We start from the raw sequence: 23,978 nt of genomic DNA, 5'->3' as shown, positions 1-23,978 counted from the left end.
TCAGCCTCCTATACTTGATATATACTGCTGTGCTACATGTCGTGCTACTTCATCTTTATTCAAAATAGACTCGATATTATCAGCAACTGAGTTTTCCAATTTTTGCAAAGTATGCTCTACCACTTGTGGGATATTTGTAAATCCAATCTGTTCCTTTAAAAATGCAGCAACGGCAACCTCATTTGCAGCATTTAAAATAGTAGGTGCCAGCCCTCCCGCACGCATTGCCTGACGGGCTAAATCAAGTGCTGGAAATTTCTGGATATCCGGTGCTTGAAAATTAAGCTGAGAATACTCAAATAAATCTAAAGCGGGAACACTAGTCTGTAAACGTTCTGGCCATGCTAATGCATGGGCAATCGGTGTACACATGTCTGGATTACCCATTTGCGCCAATGTTGAACCATCAACATATTGCACCATAGAATGAATAATACTTTGTGGATGAACAACAACTGTAACAAAATGTTCAGATATTGAAAACAAATGACATGCTTCGATCAACTCTAACCCTTTATTCATAAGAGTAGCTGAGTCAACTGAGATTTTCTGTCCCATAGACCAGTTGGGATGCTTACAAGCCTGTGCAGGAGTAACTTTTTCTAATTGTTCTAACGAATGGTTTAAAAATGGTCCACCTGAAGCGGTCAATAAGATTCTTGATACACCCTGTTGCGGTTGTCCATTTCTTTCAGCTTCTAAATAGTTATGAGGCAATGACTGAAAAATAGCGTTGTGTTCTGAATCTACCGGTAATAATAATGCCTGATGATCACGTGCTGCTTGCATCATGATTTCACCAGACATGACCAAGGCTTCTTTATTAGCAAGCAATACGCGTTTACCAGCTTTTACAGCCGCTAATGTTGGTAATAAACCAGCTGCTCCAACAATTGCGGCCATAACTACATCAACATCTGGATGAGATGCGATACTTACCAGCCCTTCCTGATCAGTCAAAATTTCAATATTTTGTAATTCATTTTTTGCAAATAAAGCTGCTAATTCGTCAACTTTTTGCTTTGGAACAACTACAACTTTTGGTTGGAATTGTTTACATATATCAATCAATTCAGAAATTCGACTATGAGCCGAAACTCCAAATACTGAATACTTATCAGGATGTTGATTTAAAATTTTTAAGGTACTTTGCCCAATGGAACCGGTTACACCCAATATGCAAACAGATTGTGTCATTTATAAATCTACACCAATAAGTTTTAATATATACATTCCCGTTGCAAAGATCGGGGCTGCAGCAAGTAAAGAATCAATACGATCTAAAACACCACCATGACCAGGTAGTACACGTCCGGAATCTTTAATACCAGCACGACGTTTAATCATCGACTCAAATAAATCACCTAAAACTGAACCGAATACTGTAATCAGTGACAAGATAAGAAACAGGATTTGCTGAATTAAAGTTAAATTTAAATACTGATATTGCACAACCAACATTACCAGTATGGTCGTGATAACACCACCATATAAACCTTCTACCGATTTGTTCGGACTTACGGTTGGTGCTAGTTTTCTTTTACCAAATTTACGGCCAACAAAGTAAGCACCACTATCTGCACCCCACACGAGTAAGAACAGATACATTAACCACCATGGCGAACTTTGCCAAACAACAAAAATTGAAGTTACCGCAGCACAAACTAAAATAATGCCAATTACATATAGAGTAGCATTATACCACCCATCAAATTCAGGAAAAGATTTGACCCAATAAATGCTTACAAGCCAAGTCAAAATTGAAGCTGACCACAACAGTAATGCAATATCATGGAAAAATAGAGCAACGCCCGAAACGAATGCAACAAGCAGACCGTAGCACCAAGCTTTTGGCTTTACAGCATTTACAGTTTCATGGGGCATTAATTTATACCATTCATACCCTGCAACCCCTGCTGCTACAATCATAAGAACCAACATTGGATAATGTGATTGCGTAGCAAACATACAGCCTAAAACAACTGCGACAAGTACCAATGCGGTAACAATCCGCTCTAACATTATAAGTTCTCTATTTTCTCTTGCTGAATTTGTTCAGATGTTTTGCCAAAACGACGTTCACGCCCTGAAAAAACATTCAATGCATGATCGAATTCTTGTACTGTAAATTCTGGCCATAAAGTATCAGTAAAATACAGCTCAGCATATGCTGCTTGCCATAACAAGAAATTAGATATGCGATAATCTCCACCTGTACGGATTAATAAGTCCACAGCTGGCAGATCGTTTAGACTGACATATTTTTCGAACAAATCAACATTTATTTGATCAGCACCAAATTCACCACGGGAAACCGCTTCAGCAACTTGTTTTGCTGCATTTGCAATATCCCACATCCCACCATAGCTCACAGCAATAGTTAAGGTCATAGTGTTATGGTGTGCTGTCTGTTGCTCTGCATCTTCCATTAAGGCAACTAGGTGTGACGGTAATCTTGAACGATCACCTATGAAACGCAAAGCAATATTAAATTTCTTCATGCGAGGTATTTGCTCATGAATAGTTTCTTCAAGAAGCTTCATAAGCAGATCGACTTCAAATTGTGGTCGATTCCAGTTTTCGCTTGAAAATGCAAAAACCGTTAAAGCACGAATACCTGTTTTTTTACAATGTTCAACGATAGGATCAAGAACATTTTTACCCTCTCGATGCCCATCACCTTTTTGCATTTGATTTTTTTTTGCAAAGCGGTTGTTGCCATCCATGATGATGGCAACATGCTTAGGAAGATGATACTCTTCTGAATCGGTCATAAAATTAGACCTTCATCAATTCTGCTTCTTTCGCTGCAAGACGCTTGTCTACTTCTGCAACATATTTGTCAGTGATTTTCTGGATATCGTCACCTGCACGGCGCTCATCATCTTCAGAGATTTCTTTCTCTTTTAATAATGCTTTGATATCACCTAATACATCACGACGAATATTACGAATTGCAACTTTTGCATTTTCAGCTTCGCTACGCGCAATTTTTTGCATATCACGACGTGTTTCTTCAGTTAATGCAGGTAAAGGTACACGAATGGCATCCGCAGTAATCGGGTTTAAACCAAGATCACTCTCACGAATTGCCTTATCAATAGCTGAAACCATTGTACGTTCAAATGGCTGAACAAGAAGTGTACGAGAATCTTCAACACCAACGTTTGCCACTTGATTTAAAGGCACATCAGAACCGTAGTAAGGAACCATTACCCCATTTAAGATTGATGGGTGTGCACGGCCGGTACGAACTTTAGCAAACCCTAGTTCCAAAGACTCAAGAGTTTTCAACATACGCTGTTCGCTGTCTTTTTTCAGATCGTTAATCATATGATCTACCTTACTTATTTATTCAAGGATGTTTTAACAAATTTAATTTAGCGCTAGTATAAAGAGCTTTCGTCAACACGTACATTATTTAGTAACGCGTGTACCTTCTTTTTCGCCCATGACTACTGACAATAGCGCGCCTGATTTATTCATATCAAAAACTTGTAATGGCACATTATGGTCACGACATAAACAAATAGCTGTCAAATCCATAACACCAAGTTTTTCGTCCAATACCTGATCAAAGGTTAAATGATCATATTTAACCGCATCTTCGTATTTACTTGGATCTTTATTATATACGCCATCTACTTTGGTCGCTTTTAGAATTAAATTTGCTTCAATTTCAATTCCGCGTAAGCAAGCTGCCGTATCAGTCGTAAAGAATGGATTTCCTGTACCAGCAACAAAAACACAAACTTCACCTTGACTCAAGTGACGAATCGCATCACGACTTGAATAAGACTCCACTACTGTACCAATTGGTAATGCAGACATAAGGCGAGTTCTGATATTACGGCGAACTAATGCATCACGCATAGCCAAACCGTTCATTACAGTTGCAAGCATACCCATTTGATCGCCTGTTACACGACCAACCAAGCCATCCTTTTGCAACTGACTACCACGATACAAGTTACCGCCACCAACAACGATACCCACTTGCACACCTAAGCCAACTAAGTGAGCAATTGAAAGGGACATTTGGTCAAGAACTTGGGCATCAATACCCATGTCTTTGTTACCTGATAATGCTTCACCAGATAGTTTTAATAAAATGCGTGAATAACGGGGGCTAATTGTTTCCGCCATGAGTTTGCTCCAAAACCTCTTAAACTGAATGCTTTTTTGAATCGTTATCGATTAAACCGACTTAATTTTAATTAACTTTGCAAATAAGTCGTATTCATCCGCATCGGTGATTTCGACTTCCAACATATCGCCTGGTTGAATAGTGCTCTTATCGATATCTTCTACAAAGACATTACCGTCAATTTCCGGAGCATCGGCATAAGAACGTGCAACAGCAACAGGATATTCATCTTCCAAACTATCGACTAATACAGTCATCGTTTGACCAATACGTTTTTGCAACTTAGCAGCAGAAATTTGTTGCTGCACTTGCATAAAGCGCTCGTAACGCTCTTGCTTAATTTCTTCAGCCACATGATCAGGTAAATCATTTGCCGTAGCGCCTTCTACTGGTGAGTAGGTAAAGCAGCCAACACGATCAAGTTCAGCTTCAACTAACCAATCGAGCAATATTTGAAAATCTTCTTCAGTTTCGCCTGGGAAACCCACTACAAATGTAGAGCGAATCACAAGATCTGGGCATTTTTCACGCCACAATTTAATTTTTTCGAGTGTATTTTCACTGTGAGCCGGACGCTTCATTAACTTAAGAATACGCGGGCTTGCATGTTGGAATGGAATATCAAGATATGGCAGAATTTTACCTTGTGCCATTAAGTCAATAACCGCATCAACATGTGGGTATGGATAAACATAATGTAAGCGCACCCAGATACCAAGTTGGCCTAGTGCTTCACACATATCAAAGAATTTTGTTTTAACAGGCTGGCCATTCCAGAAATCAAGTTTGTACTTGGTATCTACACCATAAGCTGATGTATCTTGGGAAATAACCAAGATTTCTTTAACACCTGCTCTTTTAAGCGCAGCGGCTTCTTCCAGTACACTTCCAACTGGACGCGATACTAGATCGCCACGCATACTTGGGATAATACAGAAGGTACAACGGTGGTTACATCCTTCAGATATTTTTAAATAGGCATAATGTTTTGGTGTTAAGCGAATTCCTTGTTCAGGAACCAAATCAACAAACGGGTTGTGTTTAGGTGGTGCTGGGACATATTCATGTACAGCTTCCATTACATCTTGATAAGCTGCTGCACCAGTAACCTTTAAAACATTTGGATGCATTTGACGAATTTTGTCTTCGTCTTTACCTAAGCATCCAGTAACGATTACTCGACCATTTTCACTCATGGCCTCGCCAATTGCATCTAGCGACTCTTGTACCGCAGATTCGATAAAACCACAGGTATTAACAACAACTAAATCAGCACCATCATAATCTGATGCAACTTGATAACCTTCAGTCTTTAACTGAGTTAAAATTCGTTCAGAATCTACCAATGCCTTAGGACAACCTAAAGAAACAAAACCGACTTTGGGGGTCTTCATGAATCTGCGCTCCACTTGAATGCGCGTATTGTATGTCTTTTCTTGTCTCAAGCATAGGTGGAAAGCCTACTCTTTGTGTAATGCACCAAAATACGACCAACATTTGCACCAAAACTCACCTTTGCACCAAGTTGGATCATGTTATTATCTATATTCAAGCCATCAGTTTTGATCAACCGATATAAAGACCGATTTCAGCGCGTTTTTAAATACTTTAAAACTTTAAAATAACCCATAAACAAAGTTGGCGTATATTTTGCATCGTTCATGTTCTATAACGGTGAAAATCCGATAACCAATGAAGATGCCATTGCGCTATTTTAAGACAGGAACGATTCGCTAATGGATCAACACAACCCTATCGACTATCGCCTATTGGTAGACAACTTAACTACTGCGATTTTATTGATCGATAGTAACTTGAATATTTTTTACTTAAATTCTGCCTGCGAAGCACTATTTGACATTAGTTTGCTTCGAGCTTCAGGACAGCCGGTTTTGAACTTACTTCATGCACCAGATGATACTTTTAATACACATGAAGCGTTATTAAACACTATAAAAACCGGTCAACCCTATACTCGTCGAGAAGCTGTTATTAATGTCAACTTTAAAGACCTTCATGTTGATTACACAGTGTCTCAATTAAATGCAGGTAAAAGTTATCATCCATTACTCTTGATTGAGCTCAACCCGATTGATCGTATGTTAAAGATTTCTAAAGAAGAAAATCTGGTACAACAACATCAGGTCGCTAGACAGCTTGTACGTGGCGTTGCGCACGAAATAAAAAACCCACTTGCAGGTATTCGTGGTGCAACTCAATTACTCGCGCGCAGTTTGAATGATAAGAGTTATGCTGAATTTACAGATGTCATTATTAATGAAGTAGATCGTTTAACTAACTTGGCAGATACTATGTTGGGTTCTAGACAACTCCCAAGTTATGAAAACGTTAACGTACACGAGCCTTTGGAGCGAGTGCGTTCACTTATCGCCAACCAGACAAAGAAGAAAATCAAAATTATACGGGATTATGATCTGTCTTTACCCGATGTTAATGCCGATCGTGATCAGTTAATACAAGTCATGCTCAACATTAGTGTAAATGCAATTCAAGCCATAACAGAAAACAAAGCATTTTTTATAGATCACGAACCAGAGTTAATTCTACGTACACGTATACAACGTCTTGTCACGATTAATGGTGTACTAAATCGATCTACAGTGCGAGTCGATATAGAGGACAATGGACCAGGCATTCCTGAAAGTATTTTGGAGTCAGTATTCTATCCATTGGTTACTGGACGAGCAAAAGGTACTGGGCTTGGCCTGAGTATTGCACAGAATATTATGCATCAACATAACGGAATGATTGAATGCCAATCTGTTCCTGGAAAAACAATTTTTAGCTTATATTTACCTTGGGAGTCAGACCGTGTCGCGAAATAAAATATGGGTTATTGATGATGATCGCGCCATGCGATGGGTATTGGAAAAGACCTTTAAAGAGGAAGGTTTTGATGTTACCAATTTTGAAGAAGCTCAAACTGCGCTTGAACGTTTGCACCATGATGCTCCCGATGTCATCTTAACTGACATCCGCATGCCTGGAATTGATGGTTTAACTTTTTTATCTAAAGTCAAAAACACTCATCCAGATTTACCTGTCATTATTATGACAGCACATTCTGACTTAGAGTCTGCTGTATCAAGCTATCAAACAGGCGCGTTTGAATATTTACCAAAGCCTTTTGATATTGATGAAGCTTTAGCTTTAGTCAATCGTGCGATCCTGCATATTAATAAACTACAACAGCAAGAAGCTACAAAAACAGCCTCACCTCTTCAATCAACAGAAATTATTGGTGAATCTCCGGCAATGCAGGAGGTTTTCCGTGCTATCGGCCGTTTATCGCAATCTCATATTACTGTTTTAATTAATGGTGAATCGGGTACGGGTAAAGAATTAGTTGCTCATGCTTTACACAAGCACTCCCCACGCCGTGCCAAGCCTTTTATTGCTTTAAATATGGCGGCAATTCCAAAAGACTTAATTGAAACCGAGTTATTTGGTCATGAGAAAGGAGCATTTACAGGCGCGAATACTCAACATCAAGGCCGCTTTGAACAGGCAAATGGCGGAACACTATTCCTTGATGAAATTGGTGATATGCCATTTGAAACTCAGACTCGATTGCTTCGCGTACTCGCTGACGGTGAGTTCTATCGTGTAGGCGGACACATTCCCGTTAAAGTAGATGTTCGAATTGTTGCGGCAACGCATCAGGATCTAGAGAAACTGGTAAATGAAGGTCGCTTCCGTGAAGACTTATATCACCGCTTAAATGTGATTCGTATTCACATTCCTAAGCTTGCCCACCGTAGTGAAGATATTCCAATGCTTGCGCAGCATTTCCTTGCGCGTGCAGGTAAAGAGCTTGGCGTAAGTCCAAAAATCTTACGTACCGAGACGACAGACTATATGCAACAGTTACCATGGCCAGGTAACGTACGACAACTTGAGAATACGTGCCGCTGGCTAACTGTAATGATTACGGGCCGCGAAGTTTATCCGGAAGATTTACCTTCTGAGCTCAAACAAGTTCCATTGCAAAAGAATAGTGATTCTAGTCAACCAGCACCTTCATTTGAACGTATTTCCCTACATCATTGGGATGAACTACTAAATCAATGGGCTATTCAAAAGCTTAAAAATGGTGAAATGAAAATTTTGGATATTGCCACACCAATGTTTGAACGCACATTGATTAACGCAGCCTTGCAACAAACACGTGGACGCAAACGTCACGCAGCGGAATTATTAGGTTGGGGTCGCAACACCTTAACACGCAAGTTAAAGGAACTTGGAATGGATTCTGCAGATGATGACGAAGAAGATGAGCACAAGGTTACTCAAACTGAAGCCTAGAAATCTCATTATTTAACTTCAAAGCGGTTAAGTCATTCTTAGCCGCTTTGTTTTTCAATCAGATTTTTCTTTAAAATATAATGTAAACATAAGGTTACATCATCAACTCCTTCCACAACCAACTCTAAGCTTATATTTTGTATTAGTTTATTTTTTGAATTAGCCACTTACTGTTCAGCATATGATCTAAAAAAATGGTTATAACCATCACTAAAGATAGTTTTGCTATACTAGATAAGCAAAGTCAGTTGTTGTTATTAAATTTTATGCATGATTCAGTCCTGGATTCACATCACCTTGCATGTGAGAAACCTCAAACACGCCGCGGTATTGAACGTCGTTTAGCTCTATTGTTAAGCGCGACCGAGCTGTTCCTAGAGAAAGGATATGATGCTGTATCTCTCGATGATATCGTTAATCATGCAGGTGGCTCTAAGGCTTCTATTTATAAATATTTTGGCAATAAAGAAGGACTTTTTACGGCTATATGTGATCATAAACGTGAAATGTTTTTTAAAGATATTTGCATTCCATTCCAACCAGAGAAAAGCACTTTAAGAGAATATCTGATTCAAACACTTAATCGTGTATATATTCATATTATTCAGCCCGAACATGTTGCATTTTTAAGACTTATTATTGAACAGACCGAATGTAACACTGTCCTCATACAATACTTATATGACAAATGGGTACATAATTTACAAAATACACTTACTCAAGCATTAGAGTTTGCGGATAAATCAGGCGAAATTACCTGTAATTCTCCGTATTATTCTTCACTCATGTATTTTGGGATTTTACGAGATATTGAATGGCGTATGATTATGGGTATGCCAGCTCTTCCAGATGAGAAAGAAGCTTTTGATTATATTGAATATTGTGTAGATATTTTCTTAAAAGGCCATCATAAAGTCTAATTCTTTTGCATTTTAAAATGCTTATAGTATAGTAGACTTCTTTTTTCCCACATCCACCCAGCCAACAACAGATAATTGTTATATTTCAAAACAATTATTATGGAGTAGCTACATGGCTCTAAGACATTTCCTGACTTTACGTGATCTATCCACTCTAGAACTTAATCGCATTTTAGAACGCGCAAGTGAACTTAAAAAAATGCAACATGACAATAAGGTCTACCAGCCTTTTGTTGGTAAAGTATTGGGAATGATTTTTGAGAAATCAAGTACGCGTACACGTATCTCTTTTGAAGCAGGTATTAACCAATTTGGCGGTAGTGCGATTTTTTTATCGCCTCGTGACACACAATTAGGCCGTGGTGAACCAATCGAAGATTCTGCACGTGTAATTTCAAGTATGCTTGATATTGTGATGATTCGTACTTTCGGTCATGACATTGTTGAACGTTTTGCATCTTATTCAAAAGTTCCTGTAATTAACGGCCTAACTGATGATCATCATCCATGCCAGTTACTTGCTGACTTACAAACTTATATTGAACACCGCGGCAGCATTGAAGGCAAAACCGTTGCTTGGATTGGTGATGGCAATAATATGTGTAATTCATATATTGAAGCTGCACACATGATGGGTTTCAAACTCAAAATTGCATCGCCAAAAGGATATGAACCTAAACCTGAATTTTTAGCGGAGTTTGGTCATTGCGTTGAGCTTTATGATAATGCGGAAGATGCAGCAGTAAATGCTGACCTTATTGTGACTGATGTATGGGCAAGTATGGGTCAAGAAGAAGAGCAAAAACTTCGTGAAAAAGCCTTTGCTGATTTCCAGGTTAACGAAAAATTAATGAGCCTTGCTCACCCAGATTGTTTATTCATGCACTGCTTACCTGCTCATCGCGGCGAAGAAATTTCTGAAACCATGCTCGATTATAAAAATGCAGTCGTATGGGATGAAGCAGAAAACCGTCTCCATGCTCAAAAAGCTTTAGTCGAATTTTTATTAAATGAAAATTTAAAGAAAGCTTAAATTTTGAGTTTAAAAAAACAGCATCTTAATGATGCTGTTTTTTATTTTATAAGACTTGTACTCTTCCAGTTAATTATTTTTAAAAATTTGATAACGTTGCCGAATATATAAGCAGGCTGTATTTCAACTATTCTCTAGAATCGTGTATAACATTCTACACAATAAGCTAAGCCTACTCTTGTAGAGTGCGATCATGACAACCCTTGAACAATCATTATCTCAAATTCCCGCATTTTCGATTATTCATGAACATTTATTTAGCTCGGCCCAGCCTTCTGCTGAACAACTAAAATTGATTAAAGAGTTTGGTTGTAGCACAGTCATTAACCTTGCTTTAACTAATGCTTCAAATCATCTTGAGAATGAAGACCGTATTTGTTTAGACCTTGGTTTAAATTATATTCATATTCCAATTGATTGGGAGATGCCTTCTGCTGAGCAATGCTTATTAGTTTTAGATTTGATTGATCATTTAGTGCAAAATGAAATTGTTTGGATACATTGCGCCAAAAATAAACGCGTAAGTTGCCTGATGTATGTCTATAGACAGTTTTATATGAATATTGATATGCCGACTTCTCAGGATTTATTGCACGGAATTTGGGAACCTAATGAGACTTGGACTGGACTCATTCATAGTATTACCTTACAGCTACAAGGCCGTAAGGCAACTTTAGAACTTCAACAGTCTTTACAACAGGCAGATCACTTGGTGTGATGAGAGACTAAAACAGTCGCTGTAGCCAAAATACCTTCTTGACGACCGGTAAACCCAAGTTTTTCGGTTGTCGTTGCTTTAATACTAATTTGATTAATATCTACATTTAGAACATCAGCAATGCTTTGACGCATTTCAAGATTATGCTTAGCTAATTTTGGACGCTCGCAAGCCACAGTAATATCGGCATTATTTAACTGATAACCACGGTCTAAGATTAATTGATAAACATGCTTTAACAATACTCGGCTATCTGCGCCTTTGTATTCTGGGTCAGTATCAGGAAAATGTTGTCCAATATCTCCAAGCGCTAAAGCACCTAATAAAGCATCACATAGCGCATGAAGTACAACGTCACCGTCAGAGTGCGCTTTCAAACCATGTGTATGTGGAATTTGAATACCCGCCAATGTAACGAAGTTCCCCTCTTCAAAGGCATGTACATCCATTCCTTGTCCAATACGAATCTGAGCAACCATATAAATTATTACCTTCCATAAAAACTTAAGAAATCTTGTATTCAGCCTTTCTGTTTCGCTATAGTACACCTAGCAAAGTAGACTGAAAGTATAAGCGATCATGCTGTCTAATACTGATATGAATCAATTGAAAAGATTAAGTTTTGTCGTGACACTGAGTTGTTTATGTTCACCTCTTGTCTTTGCAGAATCAATAGACTGTTCCAATACTGGAGCTGAGCTTAAAATCTGTTCAAAAACATTTAGTGAATCGAGAAAGCAACTCAATAATAAATATCTTTCTGCATATTTAGTTACTGATGCCCCCTTACAGCTTTTACAGGATACACAAAAGTTATGGTCTAAACATACTCAGCAATGCAAGAGTAATACATGTATTCAACAACAGTTTGATTTACGTACTGATGACTTAAATTTTTATGCTTCACTTAAGCAAACGCTTACCCAGCATTATCTTAAGTTTGAAAATGGACATATAGCAGCTCAGCCTGTACACATTCAAGTCCATCAGCTCGCGAAAGATAAAATTAAGATTGAAGGGATAGCATACCGCAATCCAAATAACCGCAAAGAAACTCAAACGATCTCATTGATGGCCTATAGTTCACCTGAACAAAAAAGTGAGATTCTAGACAATGAGCACAACTGTAAATATCAGTTTAATTTTCAAAAAGCTTTACTTAATGTGAAAACCCAGCAAAAAGGCTGTGAACGTTTTAGCGGAATCTACCGCCTATATGATTAACGCTTAAAATAAAAGCCAGTGTTTGAACACTGGCTTTTTACTTTCTACGCTGGATATTTTTGAGCAATATCCTGACCGACTAAAACTGCAGTTGCCGCAGACAAAGTCCAACCTAAATGCCCATGCCCTGTATTATAAAAAACACGAGGTTGTTTAGATTGCTTAACAACAGGCAGCATATTCGGCATCATTGGTCTTAACCCTGCCCAAGGCACCACATGCTCAGTTGAAATATCAAAGTTACGATTAACCCAATTCACTAATGGTTGAATACGATCAGCCCGTATGTCGCGGTTATAGCCATTAAACTCAGCAGTCCCTGCCACACGCAGTCGATCTTTACCTAAACGAGAAGTCACAATTTTTGCACTTTCATCTAGCAAACTCACCCAAGGAGCATTCTTTACGCTGTGCTCATCTTTTAATTGCACGGTAATTGAATAACCTTTTACTGGATACACATTTACTCGCTCACCAATCATATCGGCAAGTTGATAGCTCCCTACACCACCACAAACAACAAGTACATCACCTTCAAGCTGAATGTTATCGGACTCAACCAGATAAGGATGCTCAGCACTTGGCTGACAAGTTACGACTACTTTGTCTGCGCTGCACTTAATATCCATAACTTCTAGGCCAAACTTATATTGAACGCCATATTCTTTAGTCTTCTCAGCCAAAGAAGTTGAATATTTATGAATATCACCCGTCGCATCACTTGGTGTGTAATAGCCACCGAAATAGTCACCCGTCAAAGATGGTTCTATTGTTTTCATTTCATCAGGTGAAACCGAATAGCGTTCCAATGTACCTTTGTTCAATACGTTATTAACTTGTTTAGCAATCTCGTAGTCAGCCTTACTATGATACATATGGAGGATTCCACGTTTCTCCAAATCAAACTCAAGCTGCTCTTTTTCAGCAACTTCAAACAAACGTTTACGAGCGAGCAATGCCAAACGCACCGTCTCAATCGTATTCGCTTCATAGTTTTTAATATGTGAGAGAAATTCAACTAGCCAACTATACTTATGCAAACTAAATGAAGGGTTCAACAATAGAGGAGCATCTTTTTGTCTCATCCATTTAAAGCCTTTAATCACGGTGGCTTTTTGGTTCCATACTTCGGCGTTACAAGCCGATAATTGCCCTCCATTGGCAAATGATGTTTCCATTGCAGGATATAAATGTCGATCAATCACTGTGACTTGATAACCCAGTTGCGATAATTCATAAGCAGAGGTAACCCCTGTGATTCCCGCACCTATCACAATAACATGTGGCATAACAGACTCCTCAGAAATGCAAAAACATTTCATCAGTACAGCCCATCTGTCATTGGTACCTGAGAGTTTCGACCCCAACGTTACCTTTTAACGTTTAGATCTTCCCCTTCGGTGAGTTTATAATTTATAAGTTATTGTTTTCCATTCTTATAAATCTAAGCTTCTCTCCAGATTTTTTAATTATTACAGTCCTTTTGCCTGAGAGTTTCCGGGCTTGTTGCTCCTTCGGCGGGTTCTTAATGAACCTCTCTCCCGCAATAATTTTGTATTTATATAAGCAATGTATCTGCCACATTGAAAAAAACGCATTCTTTTCTTGTAAACTTTTGTATAAGCAATCTTAAAATTATAAAATACTGATTTAATTAGAAAATAAAAAAGGTGAATTTTTATAAATCCACCTTTTACACTTAAATTAGAGTTTACCGTTAAGCACTTGGTCTGAAACCGTACCCTTCCATTGCTCACGCAAGGTTGGTAAATAGAATTTCTCACCAATAGTGACCAATTCAGCATCAATCAATGCATGAACTTCGTGCATAAAAATATAATCTAGAGCAACTAAAGAAAGCTGATGATTTTTTTGCGCTGTTTTCTTACGTTTTACCTGTGCTTGTTTCACTAGCTCATTTGCAAAGTTTTTATCTTTATAAGCAGTAATTGCATTTAAACGAAGCTCAATAACACCCCATCCCGCTAATAGTTTTTTAAAAACTTCAAAATCTTTTGAGGTTGATTCCCACGTTACGTTTTCTAGATCATTATCTTCAGGTAAAACTGGTAATAATAAATCCGATGTACTTGGGAAAATCTTTTTAAGATTTAACAGAAACTTAACTGGCTGATCACTAGGGTAATCATTAAATTGCACATGTTGTTGGGTATCTGTCAAATAAATAGAGAGCATTCAAAAATCCTTAACTAAGCAGCTGTTTTTAATAATTTTATCTCTAACTTTGCGAAATAAATGCAAAACAAAAAACAATATAAAAACAGGACAAGGTGGGCATTTTAACAATTATGACGGCTTATTCAACGCCAATTCGCCATTAATTAGTGAAAGTTTCAGCCTTTGTGATAAAAAGCTCTCCGAAGAGAGCTTAACTTTAAATAGAACATCAAAAATCCGTTGTAATTCTTGGTTTCGATTAACCTTGATATTGATCAACTTTATAATTTGGCTGATCTACAAGCAGTTCAATAAAAGTCGGAATAGATGTAGTGTTAAGCAGATAAGGATTAAATTCATCAACATGATGATGATGAAAGAACTCTTTTATTTTCGTGTTAATGGGAGCAAATTTCATACTCCAATGTTTAAATAGCCGTTGTTCGGATGGTTCTGAAAAGATGATTTCACAGTTCTGATGTCTCGAATCTTTCAAAATTAATTTATAAAATAGCGATTCGACCTGTTCTTTCTCACCTTCCAAATACTGCAAGAAGTATCCATTACCATAGTAAAGTACTCCTGTAATATCATTATGTGAATTGAATTTGACAGCTTCGGTGAGAATATCAATTAAATCTTGTTTTATTTGACTATGTTCACTATTGGTTTTACTTGCATACATAAAGCCTATTAAACTCATAGCGATACTCGAAGATAGATTTTAATGTCCATTCTGACATCTACCCTCTCTTCTTACAATGTAAGCTATTTAAAACCTTGTATTTCAAAAGTAAAGATTATTTTCTTTTTGAAAATGACAAACTTTAACAACCCGAAATCTTTTGTAAATTAATGCCAACCTAACAAGTTAATTAGACACTATTAATTTTAGTACAATTGAAAATTATCTTTAATGTATGGATGTCTAATGGAGAATCATGAAATTATTCTTCAAGACGAACATCATAAACAGTTTAAGATTATTAAAGTCCAAGATGTTCGTTTTGATAAGAATACGCTTAACAATAGCTACCAATGGTTATGGATATTTGATCATAGTTCAGAGTTTTTCCCATTTGAGTTATGGGATCAGCTTGATCATGCAACCATTCACCAAAAGATCAAACTTGGTAATCAAGTTTTCAGGATTATTAAGATTCTGACGAAGAAAACGAAAGTTAGGCCCTCCTGAAACATAAGTCCTCAAGTAACTATTTTTTAAGTTATTTAAAGTTCTCTAACTTGCTCCTAAATTCTTTTCACTTAACCATATGGAAATCACTGATGCCAGCGACTTAGGTTGTTCAATCGGAATCATATGACCAGTATTATTAATTATCTTAAGCTTTGCATGGGGTAACTGATCTAATAATTCTATAGCTTCTTCCTTAGAGCGGAGCTGGTCATCAGCGCCAGAAATGATTAAAGTTGGACATGTGATTTTACTCATATCATAAGAGCTTCTATCTAACATAGATTGTTTAACGAATTCTTCATAACCCAAAGTTTTCCCCATTTCTTGGATTCTTTTTACAAGAGTACGATTCTGCACATTTGATGGATGAAGTGTTTTTTCAATCGATATTGAGCTTAGCCCATGGAAATTTTTCCCAGAGTTAAGTTTAATCGCCGTTAACTTTTGACTCTTCTGCTCTTCTGTATCTGAGCGTAGTGAAGACGCTATTAAAATAAGTGCCTTAACTTTGTCAGGAAATTGCTCCACTATAGATCTAGCGATATATCCTCCAAGTGAGAATCCAATCAGTACAAAGCTTTGTGGCGCATGTTCAACAATATTTTGAGCAATTTCTTTGATTGTTTGCCCTTGTTTTAAAGTAGCTCGAGATATATTCCACTCTTTAGGCATTTCATCTATGAGTTCATTCCAGAGAGATTCATCAAGCATATAACCAGGAATTAAAACAACTGAAATAGGCTTTTGATTCATAAGTTTTTTAATACCTTACTTGTAAATTATAAATAACTGCATTTTATGCTAATAAAAAATCTATAATTAGAATATTGAAGTAAAAAATAAAATCACTATATAAATTAAACAGAAGTAACTGTAGAAGCACGCCAGACTAAAACATTCCCTTTCTACGCTTGAAGGAGGTACACATGAAAGTTAGAGCATCACGTACGTATTCCGCTTCAGCAAATAATTATTTTATTTCCAAAGAATATGACTGTACTGTTATTCCTGTAAAAGGAATATGTTTTATAGATTCTGGTTTAACTGAGAGTGGAGTGATCCAACCAGTAGAAATTATTGAAGTGACTATAGAACCAGAAACTAACTCGTATCATGTTCTTTTAGCAGGCGATCCTCATAACTACGAAAAAGAAGAGCTAAAAAAGAAGTTTGAGACTATGAAATCTCATGGTTGGGAATATATAGAAGGCTTACTTTGATATTTTTCTATCTCAAGCTATAAGTTAGTCTCTACATATAAAAGCCCTCAGATGAGGGCTTTTATATAAACATTAATGCTTACATTGTTTTTAGTGATTACTTACTATTTGGCGAAACCATTTTTTCAGGTTTAACGACTTCGTCAAATTGTTCCGCTGTAACTAAACCAAGCTCAACAGCGACCTGCTTCAAAGTTTTATTTTCTTTATAAGCAGTCTTTGCAACTTTTGCAGAATTTTCATAGCCGATTACTGGATTTAGAGCTGTAACCAGCATCAGAGAGTTATGCAAGAAGTGATCAATCTTATCGCGATTAGGCTCAATTCCTACTGCACAATGGTCATTAAAGCTATTACACGCATCACCAAGCAATTGAATAGACTGCAATAAGTTATAAGCAATCACAGGCATAAATACGTTTAATTCAAAGTTACCTGAAGCACCTGCTACGTTAATGGTCGTATCATTTCCAAGCACTTGCGCAACAACCATGGTCATTGCTTCACTTTGTGTGGGGTTTACTTTCCCCGGCATAATGCTTGAACCAGGCTCATTTTCTGGAATACGGATTTCACCAAAACCACAACGCGGTCCACTTGCCAGCCAACGAATATCATTTGCGATTTTGTTTAAGCTTACAGCCAAAGTTTTTAATGCACCTGATGCAAAAACAGCCGCATCACGGCCTGCAAGTGCTTCAAATTTGTTAGGCGCAGTTACAAATGGCAAGCCCGTCAGCAAAGCAAGTTGAGCAGCTGCTTTTACTGCATAGTCAGGATGTGCATTTAACCCAGTCCCTACCGCAGTTCCACCCAATGGCAATTCATATAAACCAGTTAAAGCTTGCTGTAATCGAATCAATCCATGCTCAAGCTGAGATACATAGCCACTAAATTCTTGGCCTAAGGTTAATGGAGTAGCATCTTGCAAATGAGTACGGCCAATTTTGACAATGTCTTGAAATTCATCTGACTTTCTTTGCAAAGTCGCTTTAAGTTGCTCTACAGCAGGGATGAGTAATTCGTTAATTTGTAAACTTGCTGCCACGTGAATGGCGGTTGGAAACGAGTCGTTTGTTGATTGAGCACGATTGACATGATCGTTTGGATGTACTGGCTTTTGAGCACCTAACGCCTGACCTAACTTTTGGTTTGCAATATTGGCAATCACTTCATTACAGTTCATGTTACTTTGGGTACCAGAACCTGTTTGCCAGACAACTAAAGGAAATTGGGAATCCCACTTACCATCAATGACCTCTTCAGCAGCGCCCACAATATATTGACTCAAATCTTGTGGTAATTGCTCAAGTTCAGCGTTAGTTATTGCAGCAGCCTTTTTTACCAAACCCATTGCTCGAATCATGGCACGGGGTAATCGTTCTTGCCCGATTTTAAAGTTCTGTAAGCTGCGTTGAGTCTGTGCTCCCCACAATGCTTCATTTGGAACTTCAATCTCACCCATAGTGTCATGTTCAATTCGTGTTTGCATAGAAACCTCGGTTATCTCAATAAAGAACTCACGGGCTGAAGCAAGTGTTTGCTCTGGCTAGTTAATTTTGAATATCGTACTCAAGCATACCAGCATTGTAAATAAGAATCATTATCTTATCTTCCATTTAGAGTATTTTGATAAAAGCGCCATTCATCTTCGATCATTTGTTTTAACGGGCGTTTTGGTGACCACTGCAATAATGTTTTCGCTTTTTCAATATTAGCCCCAACTTGATCTAACTCAACATGTTTATAAATTGCTGGTTGTGTTGAAATCTCAGCTTGAGTGACCTGTGAAATTTCATCGAGTAATTGACGAATTGAATGAACTTGGTCATGGGCAATATTAAATGCTTCGCAACAATGCGTTTGTTCACGCAACCAATGTAAACTCGCACTAACCGCTTCACATAAATCTAAGACATGTAGAAAACTGCGTTCAGTCGTATGATCTGACGTTTCAGCTTGATCTTGTAATTCAATCAAATCACGTTGCATTGCTGCGACTTGCATGGCAAGTGGTACGATATTTTTAGGCAGCTGAGCGACATACTCTCCAAGCACTCCATGCTCAAATGCACCCACGATATTAGATAATCGTAAAATCGCAATTTTCCACTCATGATCAATTTTATAAGTATCACGGATAATTTCTTCAATCATCTGTTGAGACTTAATATAAGGATTAGGATAAGCATAATTAAATTCTTCTGTTTCGCTCAATTGCAAACCAGATTTCCCATAAGCTGCAAGGCTAGACAGATGAATGAAGTGACGAACACCAGTACGTTGCATGGCACGCAGTAAACTCATGATGCAGCTAACATTATCATTATAATATTCAAGAGGTTTAAGGTTAGACTCTTCAATTGATTTAAATCCGGCAGTATGAATAACTGCATCAATTGAATATTGCTCAAACACCTTATTCAGTGCTGGTGTATTGCGTACATCAAGTTTGACAAATGGAACGTACATACCAGAAATAAACTCTAGTCGCTCCAAAGTTTGCAAGGTTGAATTAGCCAAATTATCGACGATTACCACCTCTTGCCCTTGAGCCATTAGACTCAACGCAATGTGTGAACCGATAAAGCCTAAACCACCTGTCACTAAAATCATTGTATACTTACCTTTCTCTTAATGTATCTACGCCCATTTAGACGTATGACCATAGTGAATTCTCAATGAGTACATTACTACTAATTACCTCTGCTCCTACTTCCATTCATGCTTGGCATGCGTTAGGACTTGCTCAGGCACTCAAAAGTAAAAATGAAGACTTCCGTGTATTCTTTTACCAAGATGGCGTGCAGGTTGCTAATGATTTTCAATGGGTTCCTGACGACCAGCGTAATTTAACGCATGAATGGCAAAAGCTTGCGATTCGTCTTCCTGTTTGTGTGAGTGCTGCCCTCGCTCGTGGTATTACAGATGCAGAAAATGCCAGTCGCCATCACCTTACTCATCACAACCTTGCCAAAGACTTTGAACTTGTCGGGTTAGGTGAACTTGCTGATGCAGTACAGTCAGCATCTCGTCTTATTCAATTTTAAGTTACTTTGTTTGCTTAGATTGTTGCTTTTAAAAGGTATATTGTGTGAAATCTGTACTCGTCATTTTAAGTCAAGCCAATTTAACCAGTCTTCAAATCAATGAAAGCCTTTCTGCTACTATGGTTTTAGCAACCTTTGGCTCACCAGTCAAAGTATTATTGAAAGATGCTGCTCTTAGTCTTCTGCAAAATGATTTAAGCTTTGATCAGTTTCGTCAGGCTTTCAAAGTAGCCTCAAATATGGTCGAAAGTTTTGAGTTCTACGACTTGAGTCCTATTCTGATTGAAAATAAAAATCAGCAGCATCCTCTTGTACAAAAAACCGAACAAGAAATTGAATTCGTTCAGTTGAATGCTGAGTTTATTCAATCTTTTGATCATGTTCTATATTGGTAGATAAAGGTGTAAGTTTAATGAATCCATCGACACTTTATCTTGTGCAATCTTCTTACCATGCTACACCTAAGATTATTGATGAATTAAGTCATCTTTTTCAGATAGGTGATCAAGTTGTTTTTATGGGTGATTCAGTTGCACACATTTCTACTGAAATGAGTCAACCATTTGAATCTGTTTCATGCTTAAGCATCGAAAAAGACTTACTTGATACAGATACTTTATCTCAGGTGAAGGTATTAGATTATGATCAATTTGCTGATCTGGTTTTAACGTTTAATCGCTGTATTTCTCTTAAATAATATATTTAGGCTGGTTTCATGAATTTAGAATTAGACCAAGATGGTCATTTGGTTGATTACACAATCTGGAATCCTGAAGTTGCGCAAGAACTTGCCAAGTCACTTGATCTCGAACTCACCGAGTGGCATTTCGAAGTTTTAGGTGCTGTGCGTCAGTTTTATCAACAGTTTGGGCACTCTCCAGCAACTCGCCCGCTCATTAAATTTTTAATGAAAACGGTTAGTCCAGATATTAATAATGCTGTTTTACAGCAACAATTTAATACTGGTTTAGTTGCTCGTCATTTAAGTCGTTTAGCTGGAATCCCTAAACCAGCAAATTGTTTATAAAATTAAGTAAATTTCTTGGCAGCAGCGACGCATAAAATTGTTGCTGCTGTAACCACCAACATTGACCAACTTACTTGTTCGTGTAACAAGACCGCAGCAATACCTAATCCCATTAAAGGTTGCAAGAGTTGTAGTTGGCTAATCGCAGCAATTCCTCCTTGCGCAAGCCCTTTGTACCAAAAGAAGAAACCAATCAGCATACTAAATAAAGACACATAAACAAGACCTACTAAAGCTGATGTAGATATGTTCTGAAATGAAGCTGGCATATAGAAAATAGTCAAAAATAGCATAAAAGGTAGTGACAAAATAAGCGCCCAACAAATGACCTGCCATCCACCAATTTTTTTTGAAAGTACACCGCCTTCTGCATAGCCAAAGCCACAAAAAATGATCGCCATCAACATATAAAAGTCTCCTATCCCAAATGAGGTATCACCAGAAATCAAAAACATATAAGTGAAGACAACCGCACTCCCTAGGACTGCAAATATCCAGAAAAATTGATTAGGTTTTTCGCCGCCTCTTAACACAGCAAATATTGCAGTTGCGAGGGGTAAAAGGCTAACAAAAACGATTGAATGAGCCGCATTCATGTATTGCAGAGCAAGCGCTGTAAATAGAGGAAAACCTATCACCACGCCTAAAGAAACGATGGCAAGAGGCCACCAATCTTGCTTGGCTGGTTTTTTTTGTTTTAAAACCAAAATAAGAATAAGGCCTAAAATACCTGCGATTGCCGCACGTGCCGCAGTTAGAAAACCAGGATCGAAACCCATTACGGCTACGCGTGTAGCTGGTAGTGATCCCGCAAAAATAGCCACGCCAATAAAACCATTCACCCAGCCATTCATAAACCTATTCATAATTTTCTCCGTCACTATACGAAGAATTTAAGCTGTGCTAAGGTGAATAAACCAGATACAAAGCAGTACAATTTTAAAGAACTGTAATGTATTAATAACCAGTACAGTTCGGATTGTAAGTCAGTGAACCAGAACAAAACCAAAATTGAAATTGTCATTTCAGAGATTGAGCAACAAATAAAAAATCGCTCTTTAATGCCTGGAGCACGCTTGTCTTCTGTCCGTAAGTTAGCAAATGATCTGGGCTTTTCAGTATCAACTGTTGTAGAAGCGTATGAAAGATTAATTGCTTTAGGCAAAATCGAATCAAGAACTGGATCTGGATTCTATATTGTTGGTCCGCTTGCCCCGCTTTCTTTAAGTGAATTAGGTCCTAAATTAGATCGCTCAGTCGATCCATTGTGGATTTCACGCCAATCTTTGGAGGCGAAAGCAGATGTGTTTAAACCTGGTTGTGGTTGGTTACCTGATGACTGGATGCCATTAGACAGTATTCGTAAAGCCTTAAGGTCAGCTGCAAGAAGCCCAGATGATTGTTTGATGGGTTATTCAACACCGTTAGGATTACCCGCTCTACGTGACTTACTGGCAAGACGCGCTCAAGCAAAAGGTATCAATGTAAATCTTAATCAAGTACTTTTAACAGACTCAGGAACTCAAGCGATTGATTTGGTTTGCCGATTTTTACTAAAGCCCGATGATGTCGTTCTCATTGATGATCCTTGTTATTTTAACTTTCATGCATTACTTAAAGTTCATCAAGTTAAGGTTATTGGTATTCCCTACACACCAACAGGTCCTGACTTAGAGGCATTTAAAGAAGCAATTGCAACTTATAATCCACGTCTTTATATCACCAACTCAGGAATTCATAATCCAACTGGTGCAGTACTTTCTCTTTCTACGGCGCATCAATTATTAAAGCTTATTGAACAATCAAATTTGATTGTTGTTGAGGATGATATTTTCTCAGACTTTGAATATAGCCCTGCTCCTCGACTTGCTGCTTTGGATAATCTTTCACGTGTAATCTTTATTGGAAGTTTTTCTAAAACGTTATCAGCATCTATTCGTTGTGGTTATATTATTGCTAAACCAGAATGGATTGATCAGCTCACAGACCTGAAAATTGCCACAAGCTTTTCTCACAATGGCGTATCAGCTGAAGTTTTATTAAGTGCTTTAACAGATGGCTCGTACCGTAAACATATAGAATTACTAAAGGTTCGTTTAGCAAAAGCGATGCACGATACGATTACTAAACTTGAACCAGTGGGTATAAAGCCATGGATTAAGCCACAAGCGGGAATTTTTGTTTGGTGTCATTTGCCAAAGGGAGTTGAAGCTTCAGAAATTGCAAAATACTGTATTAACCATCAAGTTATTCTTGCGCCAGGAAACGCATTTAGCCAAGCTCCCAATGCTGGTCAATTCATCCGCTTTAATGTAACCCAGTCAAATCATGACCACATCTATAAAACTCTAGCTGATGCGATTCAACAAGAGTCTTCATGACTGGTAGTAAGAGAAATTAAGCTTGTTTCTGCGTTTGCTGCATATATGCAAAATAACCCGGCCCAGCTGAAACTTGAACTTGTTTTGCATGTAAAGGTTCACGGCAAACCGAACATACCATGACTGGTTCAAACTTATGACCACATGTTTTATGACGATATTCTAAAGGTTTGCCTAAGCCTTGATCCATCCATTTATCTGCCCAATTCGCCATAGACAAAATAATTGGATAAAGTTCAAAACCTTTATCAGTCAATTTATATTCAAAGCGTTCCTGACGATCAAAATAAGGAGATTTGACTAAAATTTCATATTCAACCAACCGCTTTAAACGATCCGAAAGGACATGACGAGTGACACCTAATGATTTTTGAAAATCGTCAAAACGGCGTATTCCCATAAAAGCATTACGCAATATTAGCATCGTCCATCGATCGCCAATTACTGATAGCATACGAGCAACCGAACAAGGTTGATCACCGATGTCGTCCCATTTCATCTTTATGCGTTCCTCGATATTTCCTAGCCTAACGGCCTTATTGTTTATACCCTAAAC

Annotated in this window: 28 protein-coding genes and 1 riboswitch; of the genes, 13 read left to right on the top strand and 15 right to left on the bottom strand. The window is 37.8% G+C overall.

The window, feature by feature from the left end:
- From ispC to rimO, 6 genes are all read right to left on the bottom strand, one after another.
- Positions 1 to 1,197 carry a 1-deoxy-D-xylulose-5-phosphate reductoisomerase gene (gene ispC, locus KIP84_RS07505; RefSeq protein ID WP_213689635.1) on the bottom strand — a complete coding sequence of 399 codons (1,197 nt, stop codon included), beginning with the start codon at positions 1,195 to 1,197 and terminating at the stop codon, positions 1 to 3.
- A complete protein-coding gene (locus tag KIP84_RS07500) occupies positions 1,198 to 2,022 on the bottom strand; it encodes a phosphatidate cytidylyltransferase (RefSeq protein WP_213689634.1) in 825 nt (274 codons plus the stop codon).
- Complete coding sequence (gene uppS / locus KIP84_RS07495) at positions 2,022 to 2,774, bottom strand: polyprenyl diphosphate synthase (RefSeq protein WP_002115643.1); 753 nt, start codon at positions 2,772 to 2,774, stop codon at positions 2,022 to 2,024. Before uppS ends, KIP84_RS07500 begins: the two co-directional genes overlap by 1 nt.
- A gap of 4 nt (positions 2,775 to 2,778) precedes the next feature.
- Entirely contained in the window at positions 2,779 to 3,333 is a 555-nt protein-coding gene (gene frr / locus KIP84_RS07490; RefSeq protein ID WP_002115638.1) for a ribosome recycling factor, read from the bottom strand.
- Positions 3,334 to 3,417: 84 nt separating this feature from the next.
- Positions 3,418 to 4,146 carry a UMP kinase gene (gene pyrH / locus KIP84_RS07485; RefSeq protein WP_000852257.1) on the bottom strand — a complete coding sequence of 243 codons (729 nt, stop codon included), beginning with the start codon at positions 4,144 to 4,146 and terminating at the stop codon, positions 3,418 to 3,420.
- Between the two features lie 51 nt (positions 4,147 to 4,197).
- The gene (rimO, locus tag KIP84_RS07480; protein WP_213689633.1) at positions 4,198 to 5,541 is read right to left on the bottom strand and encodes a 30S ribosomal protein S12 methylthiotransferase RimO; all 1,344 of its coding nucleotides are present in this window, start codon (positions 5,539 to 5,541) and stop codon (positions 4,198 to 4,200) included.
- 342 nt (positions 5,542 to 5,883) lie between these two features.
- Between rimO and glnL the strand changes: the two genes are divergently transcribed.
- The 5 genes from glnL (at position 5,884) to KIP84_RS07450 (ending at position 11,144) form a co-directional block, all read left to right on the top strand.
- Complete coding sequence (glnL, locus tag KIP84_RS07470; protein ID WP_002115631.1) at positions 5,884 to 6,993, top strand: nitrogen regulation protein NR(II); 1,110 nt, start codon at positions 5,884 to 5,886, stop codon at positions 6,991 to 6,993.
- Complete coding sequence (gene glnG, locus KIP84_RS07465) at positions 6,980 to 8,473, top strand: nitrogen regulation protein NR(I) (RefSeq protein WP_002115702.1); 1,494 nt, start codon at positions 6,980 to 6,982, stop codon at positions 8,471 to 8,473. The genes glnL and glnG overlap by 14 nt, the downstream gene beginning before the upstream one ends.
- Positions 8,474 to 8,739: 266 nt before the next feature.
- Complete coding sequence (locus tag KIP84_RS07460; RefSeq protein ID WP_005803466.1) at positions 8,740 to 9,393, top strand: TetR/AcrR family transcriptional regulator; 654 nt, start codon at positions 8,740 to 8,742, stop codon at positions 9,391 to 9,393.
- Positions 9,394 to 9,505: 112 nt separating this feature from the next.
- On the top strand, positions 9,506 to 10,426 hold the full coding sequence (gene argF, locus KIP84_RS07455) for an ornithine carbamoyltransferase (RefSeq protein ID WP_005068890.1): 921 nt from the start codon (positions 9,506 to 9,508) through the stop codon (positions 10,424 to 10,426).
- 193 nt (positions 10,427 to 10,619) lie between these two features.
- Positions 10,620 to 11,144, top strand: a complete 525-nt coding sequence (locus tag KIP84_RS07450; RefSeq protein WP_044102147.1) for a protein tyrosine phosphatase family protein — start codon at positions 10,620 to 10,622, stop codon at positions 11,142 to 11,144.
- Here KIP84_RS07450 and ispF read toward each other — a convergent pair.
- Positions 11,132 to 11,623: a 2-C-methyl-D-erythritol 2,4-cyclodiphosphate synthase gene (gene ispF, locus KIP84_RS07445; RefSeq protein WP_002115651.1), complete on the bottom strand. Its 492-nt coding sequence runs from the start codon at positions 11,621 to 11,623 to the stop codon at positions 11,132 to 11,134. The genes KIP84_RS07450 and ispF overlap by 13 nt on opposite strands.
- Positions 11,624 to 11,723: 100 nt before the next feature.
- Between ispF and KIP84_RS07440 the strand changes: the two genes are divergently transcribed.
- A complete protein-coding gene (locus KIP84_RS07440; RefSeq protein WP_016140721.1) occupies positions 11,724 to 12,368 on the top strand; it encodes a hypothetical protein in 645 nt (214 codons plus the stop codon).
- A gap of 44 nt (positions 12,369 to 12,412) precedes the next feature.
- Here the strand turns inward: KIP84_RS07440 and KIP84_RS07435 are convergent, their stop codons facing one another.
- The 3 genes from KIP84_RS07435 to KIP84_RS07425 form a co-directional block, all read right to left on the bottom strand.
- Complete coding sequence (locus KIP84_RS07435) at positions 12,413 to 13,657, bottom strand: D-amino acid dehydrogenase (RefSeq protein ID WP_005068883.1); 1,245 nt, start codon at positions 13,655 to 13,657, stop codon at positions 12,413 to 12,415.
- Positions 13,658 to 13,833: 176 nt separating this feature from the next.
- A riboswitch (glycine riboswitch) is annotated at positions 13,834 to 13,922 on the bottom strand.
- Positions 13,923 to 14,072: 150 nt separating this feature from the next.
- Complete coding sequence (locus KIP84_RS07430; protein ID WP_213689632.1) at positions 14,073 to 14,564, bottom strand: hypothetical protein; 492 nt, start codon at positions 14,562 to 14,564, stop codon at positions 14,073 to 14,075.
- Between the two features lie 241 nt (positions 14,565 to 14,805).
- Positions 14,806 to 15,249, bottom strand: a complete 444-nt coding sequence (locus tag KIP84_RS07425) for a BLUF domain-containing protein (protein ID WP_017398952.1) — start codon at positions 15,247 to 15,249, stop codon at positions 14,806 to 14,808.
- Between the two features lie 228 nt (positions 15,250 to 15,477).
- On the opposite strand from KIP84_RS07425, the gene KIP84_RS07420 reads away from it, so the two are divergent.
- Positions 15,478 to 15,741 (top strand): hypothetical protein, encoded by a 264-nt coding sequence (locus KIP84_RS07420; protein ID WP_017398951.1) that lies wholly within the window; start codon positions 15,478 to 15,480, stop codon positions 15,739 to 15,741.
- Positions 15,742 to 15,786: 45 nt separating this feature from the next.
- Here KIP84_RS07420 and KIP84_RS07415 read toward each other — a convergent pair whose 3' ends face one another.
- On the bottom strand, positions 15,787 to 16,497 hold the full coding sequence (locus KIP84_RS07415) for an alpha/beta hydrolase (protein WP_104074403.1): 711 nt from the start codon (positions 16,495 to 16,497) through the stop codon (positions 15,787 to 15,789).
- A 173-nt stretch (positions 16,498 to 16,670) separates the two neighbouring features.
- On the opposite strand from KIP84_RS07415, the gene KIP84_RS07410 reads away from it, so the two are divergent.
- Positions 16,671 to 16,964, top strand: coding sequence for a hypothetical protein (locus tag KIP84_RS07410; RefSeq protein WP_032006888.1), 294 nt, complete (start codon positions 16,671 to 16,673; stop codon positions 16,962 to 16,964).
- Positions 16,965 to 17,061: 97 nt separating this feature from the next.
- Here KIP84_RS07410 and fumC read toward each other — a convergent pair whose 3' ends face one another.
- Both fumC and KIP84_RS07400 read right to left on the bottom strand, forming a co-directional pair.
- On the bottom strand, positions 17,062 to 18,456 hold the full coding sequence (fumC, locus tag KIP84_RS07405) for a class II fumarate hydratase (RefSeq protein WP_199993215.1): 1,395 nt from the start codon (positions 18,454 to 18,456) through the stop codon (positions 17,062 to 17,064).
- Positions 18,457 to 18,572: 116 nt separating this feature from the next.
- A complete protein-coding gene (locus KIP84_RS07400; RefSeq protein WP_063099004.1) occupies positions 18,573 to 19,580 on the bottom strand; it encodes an SDR family NAD(P)-dependent oxidoreductase in 1,008 nt (335 codons plus the stop codon).
- Positions 19,581 to 19,645: 65 nt separating this feature from the next.
- On the opposite strand from KIP84_RS07400, the gene tusD reads away from it, so the two are divergent.
- The 4 genes from tusD to KIP84_RS07380 are packed head-to-tail and all read left to right on the top strand — an operon-like array spanning position 19,646 to position 21,041.
- Positions 19,646 to 20,014, top strand: coding sequence for a sulfurtransferase complex subunit TusD (tusD, locus tag KIP84_RS07395; protein WP_002115623.1), 369 nt, complete (start codon positions 19,646 to 19,648; stop codon positions 20,012 to 20,014).
- Between the two features lie 44 nt (positions 20,015 to 20,058).
- The gene (locus KIP84_RS07390; RefSeq protein WP_044102138.1) at positions 20,059 to 20,409 is read left to right on the top strand and encodes a hypothetical protein; all 351 of its coding nucleotides are present in this window, start codon (positions 20,059 to 20,061) and stop codon (positions 20,407 to 20,409) included.
- 17 nt (positions 20,410 to 20,426) lie between these two features.
- Positions 20,427 to 20,711 (top strand): DsrH like protein, encoded by a 285-nt coding sequence (locus KIP84_RS07385; RefSeq protein WP_213689631.1) that lies wholly within the window; start codon positions 20,427 to 20,429, stop codon positions 20,709 to 20,711.
- Positions 20,712 to 20,729: 18 nt separating this feature from the next.
- Positions 20,730 to 21,041 (top strand): TusE/DsrC/DsvC family sulfur relay protein, encoded by a 312-nt coding sequence (locus KIP84_RS07380; protein WP_213689630.1) that lies wholly within the window; start codon positions 20,730 to 20,732, stop codon positions 21,039 to 21,041.
- Positions 21,042 to 21,043: 2 nt separating this feature from the next.
- Here KIP84_RS07380 and KIP84_RS07375 read toward each other — a convergent pair whose 3' ends face one another.
- The gene (locus KIP84_RS07375) at positions 21,044 to 21,907 is read right to left on the bottom strand and encodes a DMT family transporter (protein ID WP_213689629.1); all 864 of its coding nucleotides are present in this window, start codon (positions 21,905 to 21,907) and stop codon (positions 21,044 to 21,046) included.
- 123 nt (positions 21,908 to 22,030) lie between these two features.
- Between KIP84_RS07375 and KIP84_RS07370 the strand changes: the two genes are divergently transcribed.
- Complete coding sequence (locus KIP84_RS07370; protein WP_213689628.1) at positions 22,031 to 23,422, top strand: PLP-dependent aminotransferase family protein; 1,392 nt, start codon at positions 22,031 to 22,033, stop codon at positions 23,420 to 23,422.
- A gap of 16 nt (positions 23,423 to 23,438) precedes the next feature.
- Here the strand turns inward: KIP84_RS07370 and KIP84_RS07365 are convergent, their stop codons facing one another.
- Positions 23,439 to 23,921 carry a helix-turn-helix domain-containing protein gene (locus KIP84_RS07365; protein WP_213689627.1) on the bottom strand — a complete coding sequence of 161 codons (483 nt, stop codon included), beginning with the start codon at positions 23,919 to 23,921 and terminating at the stop codon, positions 23,439 to 23,441.
- Positions 23,922 to 23,978 lie beyond the last annotated feature (57 nt).

The sequence above is a fragment of the Acinetobacter sp. BHS4 genome (assembly GCF_018454425.1).
In the GTDB taxonomy this organism is placed as follows: Bacteria; Pseudomonadota; Gammaproteobacteria; order Pseudomonadales; family Moraxellaceae; genus Acinetobacter; species Acinetobacter pittii.
The sequence above is the reverse complement of the archived record's forward strand: the minus strand, read 5'-3'. Positions and strand labels throughout refer to the sequence as shown.

Coding starts and splice junctions, on each gene's coding strand:
- ispC (WP_213689635.1), bottom strand. CDS start 1,197: ATGACACAATCTGTTTGCATATTGGGTGTAACCGGTTCCATTGGGCAA.
- KIP84_RS07500 (WP_213689634.1), bottom strand. CDS start 2,022: ATGTTAGAGCGGATTGTTACCGCATTGGTACTTGTCGCAGTTGTTTTA.
- uppS (WP_002115643.1), bottom strand. CDS start 2,774: ATGACCGATTCAGAAGAGTATCATCTTCCTAAGCATGTTGCCATCATC.
- frr (WP_002115638.1), bottom strand. CDS start 3,333: ATGATTAACGATCTGAAAAAAGACAGCGAACAGCGTATGTTGAAAACT.
- pyrH (WP_000852257.1), bottom strand. CDS start 4,146: ATGGCGGAAACAATTAGCCCCCGTTATTCACGCATTTTATTAAAACTA.
- rimO (WP_213689633.1), bottom strand. CDS start 5,541: ATGAAGACCCCCAAAGTCGGTTTTGTTTCTTTAGGTTGTCCTAAGGCA.
- glnL (WP_002115631.1), top strand. CDS start 5,884: ATGGATCAACACAACCCTATCGACTATCGCCTATTGGTAGACAACTTA.
- KIP84_RS07460 (WP_005803466.1), top strand. CDS start 8,740: ATGCATGATTCAGTCCTGGATTCACATCACCTTGCATGTGAGAAACCT.
- argF (WP_005068890.1), top strand. CDS start 9,506: ATGGCTCTAAGACATTTCCTGACTTTACGTGATCTATCCACTCTAGAA.
- KIP84_RS07450 (WP_044102147.1), top strand. CDS start 10,620: ATGACAACCCTTGAACAATCATTATCTCAAATTCCCGCATTTTCGATT.
- ispF (WP_002115651.1), bottom strand. CDS start 11,623: ATGGTTGCTCAGATTCGTATTGGACAAGGAATGGATGTACATGCCTTT.
- KIP84_RS07440 (WP_016140721.1), top strand. CDS start 11,724: ATGCTGTCTAATACTGATATGAATCAATTGAAAAGATTAAGTTTTGTC.
- KIP84_RS07435 (WP_005068883.1), bottom strand. CDS start 13,657: ATGCCACATGTTATTGTGATAGGTGCGGGAATCACAGGGGTTACCTCT.
- KIP84_RS07430 (WP_213689632.1), bottom strand. CDS start 14,564: ATGCTCTCTATTTATTTGACAGATACCCAACAACATGTGCAATTTAAT.
- KIP84_RS07425 (WP_017398952.1), bottom strand. CDS start 15,249: ATGAGTTTAATAGGCTTTATGTATGCAAGTAAAACCAATAGTGAACAT.
- KIP84_RS07420 (WP_017398951.1), top strand. CDS start 15,478: ATGGAGAATCATGAAATTATTCTTCAAGACGAACATCATAAACAGTTT.
- KIP84_RS07415 (WP_104074403.1), bottom strand. CDS start 16,497: ATGAATCAAAAGCCTATTTCAGTTGTTTTAATTCCTGGTTATATGCTT.
- KIP84_RS07410 (WP_032006888.1), top strand. CDS start 16,671: ATGAAAGTTAGAGCATCACGTACGTATTCCGCTTCAGCAAATAATTAT.
- fumC (WP_199993215.1), bottom strand. CDS start 18,456: ATGCAAACACGAATTGAACATGACACTATGGGTGAGATTGAAGTTCCA.
- KIP84_RS07400 (WP_063099004.1), bottom strand. CDS start 19,580: ATGATTTTAGTGACAGGTGGTTTAGGCTTTATCGGTTCACACATTGCG.
- tusD (WP_002115623.1), top strand. CDS start 19,646: ATGAGTACATTACTACTAATTACCTCTGCTCCTACTTCCATTCATGCT.
- KIP84_RS07385 (WP_213689631.1), top strand. CDS start 20,427: ATGAATCCATCGACACTTTATCTTGTGCAATCTTCTTACCATGCTACA.
- KIP84_RS07380 (WP_213689630.1), top strand. CDS start 20,730: ATGAATTTAGAATTAGACCAAGATGGTCATTTGGTTGATTACACAATC.
- KIP84_RS07375 (WP_213689629.1), bottom strand. CDS start 21,907: ATGAATAGGTTTATGAATGGCTGGGTGAATGGTTTTATTGGCGTGGCT.
- KIP84_RS07365 (WP_213689627.1), bottom strand. CDS start 23,921: ATGAAATGGGACGACATCGGTGATCAACCTTGTTCGGTTGCTCGTATG.